The organism is Hymenobacter sp. B1770 (genome assembly GCF_049896385.1).
Lineage (GTDB): Bacteria > Bacteroidota > Bacteroidia > Cytophagales > Hymenobacteraceae > Hymenobacter.
Window position 1 is genome coordinate 274,468 of the sequence record NZ_JAFCUF010000001.1, and the last position, 14,095, is coordinate 288,562.

Here is a 14,095-nt window from a genome sequence, read left to right on the forward strand (position 1 = left end):
CACGACTGAAACGAGACGATTGAACAAGTCAAACATGAAATACCCCGAATACAAGCAGCCGCTCAATTACGGCCAGGTGGGCGAGGACATCCTCGCCTGGTGGAAAGAGCACGGCATTTTTGAAAAGAGCGTGAGCAGCCGCGAAGGCCAGCCCACGTTCGTGTTTTACGAAGGCCCGCCCTCGGCCAACGGCGCCCCCGGCATCCACCACGTGATGGCCCGCACGGTGAAGGACATCTTCTGCCGCTACCAGACGCTGCTGGGCAAGCAAGTGCCCCGCAAAGGCGGCTGGGACACCCACGGCCTGCCCATCGAGTTGCAGGTGGAGAAGGAGCTGGGCATTACGAAGGAGGATATCGGCAAGAAAATCACCGTTGAGGAGTACAACCAGCGCTGCAAGGAAACCGTCATGCGCTTCAAGGCGCAGTGGGACGACCTGACCGAGAAAATGGGCTACTGGGTAGACCTCGACGACCCGTACGTGACCTTCGAGCCAGAGTACATCGAAAGCTGCTGGGCGCTGCTCAAGAAGCTTTACGACAAGGGCTTGCTCTATAAGGGCTACACCATTCAGCCGTATTCGCCAGCCGCCGGCACCGGCCTCAGCTCGCACGAGCTGAACCAGCCCGGCACCTACCGCGACGTGAAGGACACGACCGTAGTAGCGCAGTTCAAAGTGAAGCCCGGCCCGGCCTCGGAGAAGCTGTTCGCCCTGGCTGGCAATGATGCCCAGGTGTTCATTCTGGCCTGGACGACTACGCCCTGGACCCTCCCCGCCAACACCGGCCTGGCCGTGGGCAAGAACATCCCGTATCAACTTATCCGCACCTTCAACCCCTACACCTACGAGCCCATTCACGTGGTGCTGGCCAAGGCGCTGGTGGGCCGTTATTTTAACGAAAAAGGCGCCGGTGCTCCGCTGGAGGGCTATGCTGAAGGCGACCGCAAAGTGCTGCCCTGGCGCTTGCTAGGTGAGTTTACTGGCGCAGAACTAGTCGATATCAAGTACGAACGACTGTTTGATTTCACGCCGTTTGAAGGCGAGGAGCGGGCTTTCCGCGTCATCAACGGCGACTTCGTAACCACGGAGGATGGCACTGGCATCGTACACATCTCGCCTACGTTTGGTGCCGATGACTTCCGGGCTGCGCAGCTGGCGGACATCCCGGCGCTGATGGTGCCGGATGCGGAAGGTACGCTCGGCCCCATTGTGGACCGGACGGGCCGCTACGTGGCCCAAATGGGCGAATTTGGCGGCCGTTGGGTGAAGAACTACGACGGGCACGACGAGACCGGCGTCGATTACAAAACGCTGGATGAGAGCATCGTCATTAAGATGAAGGGCGATGGCACGGCCTTCAAAGTAGAGAAGTACGAGCACACCTACCCGCATTGCTGGCGCACCGACAAGCCCGTGCTCTACTACCCGCTCGACTCCTGGTTTATCAAGACCACGGCGGTGAAAGACCGGCTCATCGAGCTTAACAAAACCATCAACTGGAAGCCCGAAAGCACCGGCAGCGGCCGCTTCGGCAACTGGCTCGAAAACCTGGTGGACTGGAACCTCAGCCGCTCGCGCTACTGGGGCACGCCGCTGCCCATCTGGCGCACGCAGGACGGCACCGAGGAAATCTGCATCGGCAGCATCGCCGAGCTGAAGGCGGAGATTGACAAGGCCGTGGCGGCCGAAGTCATGACCCACAACCCCTACGCCAACGGCGAGCAAATCGACCTACACCGGCCTTACGTGGACGATATTTTCCTCGTGAGCCCTAGCGGCCAGCCCATGTACCGCGAGGCCGACCTCATCGACGTGTGGTTCGACTCTGGCGCTATGCCCTACGCGCAGTGGCATTACCCTATCGAAAACGGTGAGAAATTCCAGAAGAATTTCCCCGCCGATTTTATTGCCGAAGGCGTGGACCAAACCCGCGGCTGGTTCTTCACGCTGCACGCCCTGGCGGTGATGCTGGAAGATTCCGTGGCCTTCAAGAACGTGATGGCCAACGGCCTCGTGTTGGCCAAAGACGGCCAGAAGATGAGCAAGCGCCTTGGCAACGCCGTAGACCCGTTTGCCACCATCAAGCAGTTCGGCCCCGATGCCACCCGCTGGTACCTCATCGCCAACGCGCCACCGTGGGACAACCTCAAGTTTGACCCCGCCGGCGTGACCGAAGTGCAGCGCCGTTTCTTCGGCACGCTGTTCAATACGTACTCGTTCTATGCGCTTTACGCGAACTTGGACGATTTCCAGACCCGCGAATTCGACCGCATTTCGCAGTCGGAACTGAGCGAGCTGGACCGCTGGATACTGAGCAAGCTGCAGTCGCTGATTGTGGAAGTGCGCGGCCACCTCGACGGTTACGACCCCACGAAGGCCGCCCGTGCTATCCAGGATTTTGTGACCGACCAGCTCTCAAACTGGTACGTGCGCCTCTCGCGCCGCCGTTTCTGGAAAGGCGAACTGACCCAGGACAAACGCGCTGCCTACGAAACCCTGCAGGAATGCCTGGTGGTGGTGGCCCAGCTGATGTCGCCCATCGCGCCGTTTTTCGGCGAGTGGCTGTACAAGAACATGACCGACGGCATGCGCACCGAAGCCGTGGCCAAAAACACGCCCCTGGCCCCGGAGTCGGTGCATTTGACGCTATTGGTGGAAGCCGATACTGCCCGCATCGACACCAAGCTGGAGGAGCGCATGGAACTGGCTCAGCGCATCAGCTCGCTGGCTCACTCGCTGCGCAAAAAGTCGGTGCTGAAGGTTCGGCAGCCCTTGCAGCGCATCCTGGTGCCGGTGCTGAACGACTCGACCAAGGAGCAAGTCGGCCTCGTGGAGGACCTGATTTGCGCCGAAATCAACGTGAAGCACATCGAATTCCTTGACGACGAAAGCGGTGTGCTGGTGAAGTCGGTGAAGCCCAATTTCAAGCGCCTCGGCCAGCAATACGGCCCGCGCCTTAAGGCCGTGGGTGCCCGCATTCAGCAGATGACGGCGGCTGAAATCAGCAAGCTGGAGAAGGAGGGAAGCCTCGCGGTGGAAGTGGATGGCCAGCCTATCACACTAGCCCCGGACGATGTGGAAATCCGCACCGACGACCTACCCGGCTGGCTCGTGGCCACCGATGGCCCCCTTACCGTGGCCCTCGACGTGACTCTGACCGACGAGCTGCGCCAGGAAGGCCTCGCCCGCGAGCTGGTGAACCGCCTGCAGAACCTGCGCAAAGACTCGGGCCTGGAAGTGCAGGACAAAATCCGCGTCACTTTGGCAGACCAGCAGCCCGAGCTCACGGCCGCCGTGGCTGCGTTCGGCGACTACATCCGCACCGAAACGCAGGCCCTCGCGCTGACTTTTGCGGCCGATGTGAACGGCGGTTCCGTGCTCGAATTTGATGACTACTCCGTGCCCGTGCATTTGGAGGTTGCAACTGCTTGATGCTGAACGACTCGCTGGGGCCGAAAAACCCTGGTGAGTCCTTAGTCGCACAAACGCTCAATAAGCTCGTCTTTATCGGCCTAAAAGGTCAGACAGTCAGTTATAAAAGGTACAAAAAGACGGTAATAAATAAGGCCGTCGCTCTCGCCACTTTTGGCACCGTCTGAATGCACCCAACCCTCTCCAATCGCCAGCAATCTGCCGCTAAATTCTTCCTGCTGGCTTTGCTCATCATTGCCCTCGACCAGCTCTCGAAATGGGCCGTGCACACCTACATGCAGCCCGGTATGGCAGGAGAAATTCCCCTCATCGGCAACTGGTTTAAGCTTCATTACACGCTTAACCCAGGCATGGCTTTCGGGGCAGAGCTGCCGGCTCCCTATGGTAAACTGGTCCTCACGGCCTTTCGCCTAGTAGCTGTCTTTGGCCTGAGCTATTACATCGTTCGCCTCTGCCGTCAGCGTGCTTCCGGTGGTTACATCGCCTGCATGGCCCTGATTTTAGGCGGTGCCGTTGGTAACCTTATAGACTCGGTTTTCTACGGCGTTATCTACAACAACGCGCCCTTTGCCTCGCCCACACGTTGGTTCTACGGTCAGGTGATTGACATGCTGTACGTAGACATCTACGAAGGCTTCTTGCCTCAAAACTGGCCGCTGCTAGGAGGGAAGTACGTGTCGCTCTGGCCTATCTTCAACATTGCTGATTCCTCGATTTTCGTAGGAGTCGCCTTGATTCTGCTCAATCAGAGTCGTTTTTTCAAGCAAGAAGAAGAAAATCAAGCTGTGGCTACGGAACGCGCTCCACTAGTAGCCCCTGATTCTGAGAACCGGGCATAAGTCTAACACTTCGGGCTGATGAGCGAGCTGACGCCTAACTTGAACGTCATGCTGAGCTTGCCAAAGCATCTCTACCGTGTGGCTAAATCATTCAATTGGTTTACTATCGTGGTAGAGATGCTTCGGCAAGCTCAGCATGACGTTCTTGCGTAATAAAAGCGACATATGCATCTATGGAGACTCTTTCTCTCTTTCTTTTCGGCGTTATGTTCATTCACATCTTCGCCTTCGTTGCTTATAATAGATACCGCATCACGCAGCTTATCAAGTACATAAGCTTAAGTAGAGGTAGGGAGCTCTCAGAACGGGACTTTTCAGAGTTGTTGGATGGCTACACTTCTTTTATGGGCTATTCAAAGTTTTCTCCCAATATGAAGGATTACCCAAGCCTTTACACGAATCGGGAGTTCGCAGCCTTTACCAAGAGGTCAAAAAACATAATGATTTACTTTGCTTCAGTCATGGCAGTAAGCCTAGTGGGAACCGCAATTATTGATTCTTTTCAGCAGTAATTACTGTTTTAACAGCTTCTTAGAACGTCATACCTCTTTCCGTGCCCAACCCCCTCCTTACCGTTTCCAACCTCACCATTGACTTCTCCAGCCACCGCGGCGACGTGCGGGCCGTGGACAACGTGTCGTTTGAACTGGATAGGGGCGAAACGTTGGCCATAGTGGGTGAGTCGGGCTCGGGCAAATCCGTGACTTCGCTGGCCCTGCTGGGGCTGATTCCGATGCCGCCTGGCCGCATTGCCAGCGGCAGCACCGTTTTCCTTTCCGAAAAGCTCGGCAATACTGACCTGCTGAAACTCTCCGAAACTGACCTACGCCAGGTGCGCGGCAACGATATCGGGATGATTTTTCAGGAGCCGATGACTTCGCTGAACCCCGTGTACACCTGCGGTAGCCAAGTGGTGGAGGCTCTGCTGCTGCACACCGACTGCACGCCCAAGGCCGCCAAGGAGCGCACCATCGCGCTATTTGCCGAAGCCCAGCTGCCGCGCCCCGAAGCCATCTTCAACAGCTACCCGCACGAAATCTCGGGTGGCCAGAAGCAGCGCGTGATGATTGCCATGGCCATGGCCTGTCGCCCGGCCCTGCTCATTGCCGACGAGCCCACCACCGCCCTCGATGTGACGGTACAGGCACGAATGCTGCGCCTGATTGATGACCTGCGCCGCCAGCACAACACGGCAGTACTATTCATCACCCACGACCTCGGCGTGGTAGCTGAAATTGCTGACCGCATTATGGTCATGTATCGGGGCAAGGTAGTAGAGCAGGGGACGGTGCTTGATATTTTTTCAAATCCGCAACATCCGTACACAAAAGGCCTTTTAGCGTGCCGCCCGCGCCTCTCAGTGGGCAAAAAACGCCTGCCTGTCGTGGCCGATTTCATGGGAGAAGACGCTAGCGGGCAGCTTTTCGCCCAGCCGGCTCCCGTGCTTCCGCTGCCAGATGAGGCACTTGCGGAATCTTCGCCCGAAGTGGAGCAACAGCAGTTACGGGATAAAACTGAAACCACCAAAACGTTCCCCGTGGAACATGGGCAAATTGTCGATGTTCCACGTCCTGTTGAGCTTATTTCGGTGCCCGTTAGCGAGCCCGTTGTGGCTGAAAAGCCCACCTCAACCGAACCGCTTCTCCAGGTTCAAAACCTTCAGGTCTACTTCCCGCTCCGCAAGGGCTTTTTCCGCCGGGCCACCGACTATGTGCGGGCCGTAGACAATGTCAGCTTCACCCTCTACCCCGGCGAGACCATCGGCCTGGTAGGGGAGTCCGGTTGCGGCAAAACCACGCTGGGTCGGGCGCTGCTTCGCCTCACGGAACCAACGGCGGGCAGCATCCTGTTTGAAGGGACCGACTTGGCCAAACTGTCCAGCGGTGACTTACGCCGCCGTCGGCGCGATTTGCAGCTCGTGTTTCAGGACCCTTACGCCGCCCTCAATCCCATGCTGACGGTGGGCGAGGCCATCTGGGAGCCGATGCGTGTGCACAATGTGGGCGGCACCCGCCAGCAGCAAAAAGCGAAAGTGATGGAGCTGCTGCGCACCGTGGGGCTGCGCGACGAGCATTTCCAGCGCTACCCGCACGAGTTCAGCGGCGGGCAGCGGCAGCGCATCTGCATTGCCCGGGCGTTAGCCTTGCAGCCCAAGCTGATTGTGTGCGACGAATCGGTTTCGGCCCTCGACGTTTCGGTGCAGGCGCAGGTCCTCAACCTGCTCAACGACCTCAAACGCGAGTTCGGCATCACCTATCTTTTCATTACGCACGACCTTTCCGTGGCCCGGTTTATGAGCGACCGGCTGCTGGTCATGCACCAGGGCCGCATCGTGGAAAGCGGCCCGGCGGCGGCCATTTACGCTGCGCCGCAACACGAATACACCCAAGGCCTGCTGGCCGCCATTCCGAAGGATAGTTTGGCGGACATCGAGGCCGCCGTTGCCAGCCGGGCTTAGACCGCGGTAGCGCGGACTTTCAGTCCGCGCCCCAACAGATACCTTGCGCTGCCGCACTTCATATTCCGTTGTTCGCGACATGCGCTCAAAGGACGCTCTGCGATATCCGGCGCGGACTAAAAGTCCGCGCTACAACCTCCCGGCCGGTGTCGCGTTCTAATACCAGCGACCCGATTCACCGGACCATTCATTTTTCCGCTCTCGCCGCCTGCGACCAATCACTTTTCGGCGGCCACTTTTTACATGAACACCCCCGAAACCCCCAAGGCTCCCCGCGCCAAGCGCGAAAAGCCCGAACCTGCGCCCATCAGTCAGGAACAAGTACTGAGCGCCTTTACCGACAACCCCACCAAAGTCCTCGCTTATCGCCAGCTCTCGCGCCGCCTCGGCGTCACGACCAAGGGCCAGCGCGAGGAAATCTTTGCCCACATCAAGCAGCTGCGCAAGCAAGGCTTGATTTTGCTGCTTCAGAACGACGAATACCGTTTGGCCGATACGGAAGCTGTTGCGGCGGCGTTGATGCCGTCCAGCGCCCGTAAATCGACCAAAAAAGCGGCTTCTCCCGTTGAACCCCCGCGCAACCGTTCGGTGCAGGCCACCTTTGGCCAGGACCCCATCGTCCACCGCCGTCGCTCCGCAGGCTTCGACTACGTGGATGGTGACGACCGCCCCGAGCGTGCGCCGTCCAACACGGTCATTGGTACCGTCGATTTGGCCACGCCCAACTTCGCCTTCGTGGTGCCCGAAGGGGTAGACGGCGGCGATGACATCCGCGTGTTTACCGACCAGCTCAAGTTTGCCCTGCAGGGCGACGTGGTGCGGGTGCGCCTGCGCAGCTCCCGCGACGGCCGCCCCGTTGGCGATGTGGTGGAGGTGCTCAAGCGCCAGCGCCCCGAGGTAGTGGGCCGCCTGCAGGTGCAGGGCACATTGGGCTTTGTGAAGCCAGATAACCGCAAGGTGTACTTCGATGTGTTTGTGCCGCCGCACGCTTTGGGTGATGCCCGCAATGGCGACAAGGTGCTGGTCCGCATCAACGAGTTTCCGGAAGACAGCAACCGCCAGCCGGTGGGAGAGGTCATCCGCAACTTCGGCGCGGCCGGCGGCAACGAAGCCGAGATTAACGCCATCATGGCTGAGTTCGGCTTGCCCTTCGAGTTTCCTGAGGAAGTGGAGACCGAATCGGAAGGCATCAGCGAGGTTATCGAAGAGGATGAAATTGCCCGTCGCCGCGACTTCCGCCCCGTCACCACTTTCACCATTGACCCCGCCGACGCCAAGGACTTCGACGATGCCCTGAGCATCCAGAAGCTAGAAAATGGTCACTGGGAAGTAGGCGTGCACATCGCCGACGTGACCCACTACGTGCGCCCCGGCACCGAGCTGGAGCGTGAGGGCAAGCACCGCGCAACGTCGGTGTACCTGGTCGACCGCGTGATTCCCATGCTGCCCGAGCGCCTCTCGAACGGCCTCTGCTCGCTGCGTCCACACGAAGACAAGCTGACTTTCTCGGCCGTGTTTGAGCTCGATGAAGACGGCAAGCTCTACGAGTCGTGGTTTGGCAAAACCATCATCCACTCCGACCGTCGCTTCAGCTACGAGGAGGCCCAGGAGCGCATCGAAAGCAAGGAGGGCGACTACGCCGAGGAGATAAATGTGCTCAACGACATGGCGCATAAAATCTGCGCCCAGCGCTTCAAGCAAGGTGCCATCACCTTCGAAACCCAGGAGGTGAAGTTCCGCCTCGATGAGAATGGCAAGCCCCTTGGCGTGTACGTGAAAGAGCGTAAAGACGCGCACAAGATGATTGAGGAATTTATGCTGCTCGCCAACCGCAAGGTGGCTGAGTTTGTGTTCAACCTCAAAAAGACCAAGCCGCGCTTCACCATGGTGTACCGCACCCACGACGCGCCCGAGCCCGAACGCCTGCAGACTTTCGCCCTCTTCGCCCAGAAGTTTGGCTACAAGCTGAAGCTCGAAAACCCGAAAAAAATCAGCACCGAGCTCAACAACCTGAGCTCCGAAGTGGTGGGCAAGCCCGAGCAGAACGTGCTCCAGGGCCTCGCCATTCGGACCATGGCCAAGGCCATTTACAGCACCGAGCCGCTCGGTCACTTCGGCCTGGCCTTCGACCACTATTCACACTTCACTTCGCCCATTCGTCGCTACCCTGACATGATGGCCCACCGCCTGCTCGAGCACTACCTGCTCGGCGGCAAGAACGTGCCCGTCGACCCCGTGGAAGAAGAGTGCAAGCACTCTTCGGCCCGCGAAAAACTCGCGGCCAACGCCGAGCGCGCCAGCATCAAATTCAAGCAGGTGGAGTTCATGGCCGATGAAATCGGCAACACCTTCAAGGGTGTGGTTTCGGGCCTGACCGAGCGCGGCATGTACATCGAAATCGAGGAGAACAAGTGCGAAGGCATGGTTCGCCTCTCGGACATTCCCGGCGATGAATTCGAGCTTGACAAAGACAACTACCGCATAGTAGGCCGTCGCACCAAGCGCTTCATCCAGTTTGGCGACGTGATGGAAGTGGTTGTGAAATCAGCCAACCTGCTCGACCGCACTATTGACTTTGAGCTAGTGGATGACCGTCCCGACCACGTGAAAAAGCGCGAAGCCGACGAGCGCAAGACCCGTGGCGGCGGAGCCCCCCGCGGCTACCGCGAACACTCGGGCAGCGGCATGGCGAAAGGTGCTCACAAAGGCAACAAGCGCCGCTAAGTAGTTTGTCATTGCGAGTGGAGTGTAGCGGAACGCGGCAATCCGTCCTTTCAATGCGACCAACCTTAAGATGTGACAAGCCCCGGCTCTGCCCAGAGTCGGGGCTTTGTCTTTGGTTTGTAAACATCCTGCCTCATCTTTCAATCATGCCGTCTCAAGAAGAAAAGCAACGCCGAAAGGCCATTCAAAATGAGCTAAGGCAAAAGGCCGACGAGGAGAAGCTCGCAGCGCTGCCGATGCCCAAACCCAAGCTAGCGGCTTTTTTCGACTACCTCGACCAGCAGCTGACGGAGCATGATTGCGATGACACATTGCGTTTCACCCAGGAATTTGCCGCTACCCAAAACCTCGCATTTGAACCCGTCAAGCAATGGTTGGGCGAACTTGGCGGCTATTGTGACTGCGAAGTCTTGGCGAATGTAGAAGAGAAGTATGAGGGTTTGTAGCAATAACCTGGGCTGGTGTGTCTGGGTTGTCGCATTTCAGGGCTGGTAGCATGGGGTAGAAGGATTGCCGCGTTCCGCCACGCTCCACTCGCAATGACAAACGCCCCCGTTCTTTGCACGCACTATGACCACTGCTGACTTCCCCGCTCAAATCACTGCCGCCCTCGCCCAACTCAACTACGGTGAGCAACCCGATACCCTCTACGCCCCCATCCGCTACATCATGGGGCTTGGCGGCAAGCGCATCCGGCCGCTGCTCACGCTGCTCGGCGCCCACCTCTTCACCGACGAGCTAACGCCCATCCTCAAGCCCGCAGTGGCCACTGAAGTCTTCCACAACTTCACCTTGCTTCACGACGACCTCATGGACCAGGCCCCCCTGCGCCGCGGCCAGGCCACCGTGCACGAGAAGTGGAACCCCAACGTGGCCATCCTTAGCGGCGACGTGATGCTGGTACGGGCCTACGAATTGTTCCTGGACGTAGAGCCGGCACTGCTTCCCACCATCCTGCGCCGCTTCGGCCAAACAGCCGCTGAGGTCTGCGAGGGCCAGCAGTGGGACATGAATTTCGAGACCGAAGCCCAGGTAACCATTCCGCAATACCTAGACATGATTCGCCTGAAAACGGCCGTCCTCCTCGGTTTCTGCCTGGAACTGGGCGCCCGCCTCGCCGGTGCCTCGGAGGAAGATGGCGACCACCTCCGGCAATTCGGTACCGACATCGGCCTGGCCTTCCAGCTGCGCGATGATTTGCTGGACGTGTATGGCGACGCCGCCACCTTCGGCAAGCGCGTGGGCGGCGACATCATTGCCGACAAAAAAACCTTCCTTTTGCTCTCTGCACAGGCGCAGGCCAACGCCGAGCAGCAAGCTATCCTGCGCCAGCTCATCGCCCAGCCCGTCACTGATGCCGAAGCCAAGGTGACGGCAGTACGCGCCATCTACGACGAGCTCGAAATTCGCCCCCAGACGGAAGCTCTTATCAACGATTACTTCCAGGATGCTCTCCAGCATTTGGAGCGTGTAGCGGCGCCCGCAGCGCGCAAGGAGCCACTGCATCACCTCGCGCTCCAACTCATGGACCGCGAAAGCTAGTATAGCGCTTGCTCCAGCTCCTGTGCTATGCCGCTGGCATTAGCTGAAGCGCATGCGCTTCAGCCCCGTATCTGATTTTCTTTATCCACCCTTTTCTGGCGTTACGTGTTTAACCCCGTTCTAATCCTCATCGGCCTCACGGTCGCCATCTCCGCCTACGCTTGGTCGAAAAGCCAGCTGATGGAATCTTGGATAATGCATCCCTACCTTATGGCGCGTTCCGGCGGGCAGTGGTACCGCCTGCTCACCTCTGGCTTTCTGCACGCCGACTGGGCTCACCTGCTCTTCAACATGTTTGCCTTCTATTCCTTCAGCCCCATTGTGCTGGGGACGCTGGCCGGCAACTACGGGCCGGGCGCGGGCATCGGACTGTTTCTGTTGCTCTACCTGGGCGGCATCATCATCTCCGATTTGCCCACCTACTTCCAGCACCGCAACGACCCCGGCTACCGCAGCCTCGGGGCTTCGGGCGGGGTGTCGTCGGTGGTGTTTGCCAGCATTCTGCTGTTTCCGGTCAACAACAGCGGAGGCGGCATCATCATCTTCCCCATCCCGTTTCCCATCCAGCCCTTCCTGTTCGGCTTTCTCTACCTGGGCTATTCCTGGTACATGGGCCGTCGCCGGGGCGATAACATAAACCACGATGCCCACTTCTACGGCGCACTCTACGGCGTGGTGCTCATGCTGGCCCTCATGCCCTCGGCAGGCCCCGAGTTTATTGTGCAAATTAGTCAGTTTATTCAATCAAAGCTTTCATAATCAATAACTTGTATAAAAAAAAGTCCCTTTTGCTATATCCATTTGGAGATGTTTGCGTAAGAGGTGGCAGATAGGTAATCACCTATTTCCTTTCATCTTAAATACTTCCGCAATGCGTTTCCTCACTTCAGTTGGCCATCGTCTGCCTTCCCTGGCACTACTGCTGAGCCTATTCACTTCTGTTTTGCTCACAGCCTGCGGCAGCGGCCGCAGCGACGATGGCTCCCTCACCATCTTCGGTGTTGTTTACCTCCTCTTTGCCGTCTTTGCTTTCCTAAGCCTTATCAAGCAGGATTGGTCCATCGGTAAGAAAATCATGTGGGGCCTCATCATTTGGTTCTTCCCCTTTGGTGGTTCCATCATCTACTTTCTCTTCTCAGGCCGCAAGTAGCAGGTCTTTCCAGAGGTCATAAAAGAGAAAGCCCCGGCCAGATTTGGCCGGGGCTTTCTCTTTTATGACCTCTGGCGAGTTGTGTGCTCGGTCAAATAGGGCGCGTGTTGCTAGCGTTTCAGCAGACGCTTCTTCTCGAGCTGGGCCACACCTCGTAGGAGCTCGCCTCCGTTCGTGATTTGCGTCATCTGCCAGTGGTCGCCCATGCGGCGCAGCTTCACCTCCACTACCATCGTGGTGTCGTATTTCGGCTGCGATACCTCCAGGCCTACGAAGGCATTATCGCCTTCCTCCCGGCTGTACTTAATGCCCTTGAACTGGCTATCGGGGCTAACCACTTTGCCCACCAACCCGGTGAGCGAAACATTCACTACGTGCTTCGGAGCGGCCGCGGCTGCCTCTTCCAGCGAACCGGTTTCCACGTAGCGCTGCACTTCCTGGTGGGCTGCTTTGGCTAGGGCTGGCTTGAGCATACGCATGGCCCCGCCCATCATCAGGCTTCCGCCGGGCACCAGGGAAGAGAGCACCGAACCCTGCTGAGATATGTCGTCTACCAAGTGGCTGGTCACGCTGCTCACATCTACGTACTTCTCAAACGTTGCCATGTCGTGGGTTTGCACTGCAGCAGCAGCAGCTACCAGCGCGCCCTGTGGCCCTTGCTTGAGGCTGCGGTAATAATAGTATCCTCCCGCCACTAGCGCCAGTAGCAGCACGAATAACAACAATCTTTTCATGGGTGAATCATTAGATGAAATGAGCCCCAAAATTACCCTAAACCCTTGGGTTTCGGCTGTGCCCTCGTATGCCTGATGTAGGATAGTGCACACACTAAAAGCATGCTTGTCCAACTTCTGGCATTGTCATTTTCTTCCCAATCCTGCTTGCTTCTTTTCTTCTGCTTTCTGTTTATTTTATGCTTACTTCTGTTTTCTCTCCCCAAGTCGGCTATCGTCCGGAAGTTCATGGCCACCGCGGCTGCCGTGGCCTACGCCCCGAAAACACCTTGGCCTCTTTCCTCCATGCCCTGGCGCTGGGAGTTGATGTGATGGAAATGGACGTAGTCGTTTCGGCCGACAACCAAGTGGTGGTTTCCCACGAGCCCTGGCTAAACCCCCAGATTTGCCTTGACTCAACCGGCAAAATCATACCGCCCAACCACGCGCAGTCACACAACCTCTACCACCTTCCCTACGCCGCCATTCGTCGTTGCGACTGCGGCCAGCAGCAGCACCCTAACTTTCCCGAGCAGCTTTCAGCACCTGCTTACAAGCCCCTTCTAAGCGAAGTTTTTGCCGTGCTCGATGCCGCCACAGAGTCTCTCGGCCGTGGTCCTGTCGGCTACTCTATCGAGATGAAAAGCTCTCCGGAGGGAGACAATATATCACATCCAGCCCCGGCCAAATTTCTCTCCCTAGTAGTGGCTGAACTCGTCGCCGCTCGGGTCATGTCGCGCACCACACTGCTCTGTTTCGACCCTCGTGTTCTCCGAGTGGCGCACGAACAGCATCCGCATCTTGCGACGTGCCTGTTGGTCGAAGATGACCTTCCCTGGGCTCACAGCATCGAGCGGCTAGGGTTCGTTCCCACTACGTTTGGCCCTGATTACGGCACGGTCACGCCGGCTGCTGTTCATGCACTTCGTTTGGCCTTCCCTGGCGTCCGTCTCGTTCCCTGGACCGTAAATGAACTTAACGATATGCTTCGCCTGCATTCCATGCGGGTCGATGGTATGACAACGGATTATCCCGACCGTCTTATCCAACTGCTTGCTTCCCCAGGGTAGTAGATACACTCGTAGTACAAACAAAATTGCCCTTCTCTAAACTGCTCAGGCATTCAGAGAAGGGCAATTTTGTTTCTATGTGTGTTGTTTCGTCTGTGTTACAAAAATGATTTGTAATGCGTTAACGATACATGTGTTATTGTTAATTGATACATTTGTATCATGT

General features: G+C 57.8%; 10 protein-coding genes. 9 read left to right on the top strand and 1 reads right to left on the bottom strand.

Annotated features, from left to right (window positions below; translation table 11 throughout):
- Window positions 1-34 precede the first annotated feature (34 nt).
- The 8 genes from ileS (at window position 35) to ACP7AJ_RS01070 (ending at window position 12,146) form a co-directional block, all read left to right on the top strand.
- On the top strand, window positions 35-3,433 hold the full coding sequence (gene ileS / locus ACP7AJ_RS01035; protein WP_426058330.1) for an isoleucine--tRNA ligase: 3,399 nt from the start codon (window positions 35-37) through the stop codon (window positions 3,431-3,433).
- A 167-nt stretch (window positions 3,434-3,600) separates the two neighbouring features.
- Entirely contained in the window at window positions 3,601-4,272 is a 672-nt protein-coding gene (locus ACP7AJ_RS01040) for a lipoprotein signal peptidase (protein ID WP_426058331.1), read from the top strand.
- A 553-nt stretch (window positions 4,273-4,825) separates the two neighbouring features.
- On the top strand, window positions 4,826-6,730 hold the full coding sequence (locus tag ACP7AJ_RS01045) for an ABC transporter ATP-binding protein (protein ID WP_426058332.1): 1,905 nt from the start codon (window positions 4,826-4,828) through the stop codon (window positions 6,728-6,730).
- 243 nt (window positions 6,731-6,973) lie between these two features.
- Complete coding sequence (rnr, locus tag ACP7AJ_RS01050) at window positions 6,974-9,454, top strand: ribonuclease R (RefSeq protein WP_426058333.1); 2,481 nt, start codon at window positions 6,974-6,976, stop codon at window positions 9,452-9,454.
- 146 nt (window positions 9,455-9,600) lie between these two features.
- Window positions 9,601-9,900, top strand: coding sequence for a DUF2695 domain-containing protein (locus ACP7AJ_RS01055; protein ID WP_426058334.1), 300 nt, complete (start codon window positions 9,601-9,603; stop codon window positions 9,898-9,900).
- Between the two features lie 124 nt (window positions 9,901-10,024).
- The gene (locus ACP7AJ_RS01060) at window positions 10,025-10,996 is read left to right on the top strand and encodes a polyprenyl synthetase family protein (protein WP_426058335.1); all 972 of its coding nucleotides are present in this window, start codon (window positions 10,025-10,027) and stop codon (window positions 10,994-10,996) included.
- A gap of 105 nt (window positions 10,997-11,101) precedes the next feature.
- On the top strand, window positions 11,102-11,755 hold the full coding sequence (locus tag ACP7AJ_RS01065; RefSeq protein ID WP_426058336.1) for a rhomboid family intramembrane serine protease: 654 nt from the start codon (window positions 11,102-11,104) through the stop codon (window positions 11,753-11,755).
- Window positions 11,756-11,867: 112 nt separating this feature from the next.
- Window positions 11,868-12,146 (top strand): PLD nuclease N-terminal domain-containing protein, encoded by a 279-nt coding sequence (locus tag ACP7AJ_RS01070; RefSeq protein WP_426058337.1) that lies wholly within the window; start codon window positions 11,868-11,870, stop codon window positions 12,144-12,146.
- A gap of 110 nt (window positions 12,147-12,256) precedes the next feature.
- Here ACP7AJ_RS01070 and ACP7AJ_RS01075 read toward each other — a convergent pair whose 3' ends face one another.
- Window positions 12,257-12,880 (bottom strand): hypothetical protein, encoded by a 624-nt coding sequence (locus ACP7AJ_RS01075; RefSeq protein ID WP_426058338.1) that lies wholly within the window; start codon window positions 12,878-12,880, stop codon window positions 12,257-12,259.
- A 179-nt stretch (window positions 12,881-13,059) separates the two neighbouring features.
- Here ACP7AJ_RS01075 and ACP7AJ_RS01080 point away from each other — a divergent pair, with 179 nt between their 5' ends.
- Window positions 13,060-13,929 carry a glycerophosphodiester phosphodiesterase family protein gene (locus tag ACP7AJ_RS01080; protein WP_426058339.1) on the top strand — a complete coding sequence of 290 codons (870 nt, stop codon included), beginning with the start codon at window positions 13,060-13,062 and terminating at the stop codon, window positions 13,927-13,929.
- Window positions 13,930-14,095 lie beyond the last annotated feature (166 nt).

What these genes read in the sequence shown, in the direction of transcription:
- ACP7AJ_RS01080 (WP_426058339.1), top strand. Translation starts at nt 13,060, where the DNA reads ATGCTTACTTCTGTTTTCTCTCCCCAAGTCGGCTATCGTCCGGAAGTT.
- ACP7AJ_RS01060 (WP_426058335.1), top strand. Translation starts at nt 10,025, where the DNA reads ATGACCACTGCTGACTTCCCCGCTCAAATCACTGCCGCCCTCGCCCAA.
- ACP7AJ_RS01075 (WP_426058338.1), bottom strand. Translation starts at nt 12,880, where the DNA reads ATGAAAAGATTGTTGTTATTCGTGCTGCTACTGGCGCTAGTGGCGGGA.
- ACP7AJ_RS01040 (WP_426058331.1), top strand. Translation starts at nt 3,601, where the DNA reads ATGCACCCAACCCTCTCCAATCGCCAGCAATCTGCCGCTAAATTCTTC.
- rnr (WP_426058333.1), top strand. Translation starts at nt 6,974, where the DNA reads ATGAACACCCCCGAAACCCCCAAGGCTCCCCGCGCCAAGCGCGAAAAG.
- ileS (WP_426058330.1), top strand. Translation starts at nt 35, where the DNA reads ATGAAATACCCCGAATACAAGCAGCCGCTCAATTACGGCCAGGTGGGC.
- ACP7AJ_RS01055 (WP_426058334.1), top strand. Translation starts at nt 9,601, where the DNA reads ATGCCGTCTCAAGAAGAAAAGCAACGCCGAAAGGCCATTCAAAATGAG.
- ACP7AJ_RS01070 (WP_426058337.1), top strand. Translation starts at nt 11,868, where the DNA reads ATGCGTTTCCTCACTTCAGTTGGCCATCGTCTGCCTTCCCTGGCACTA.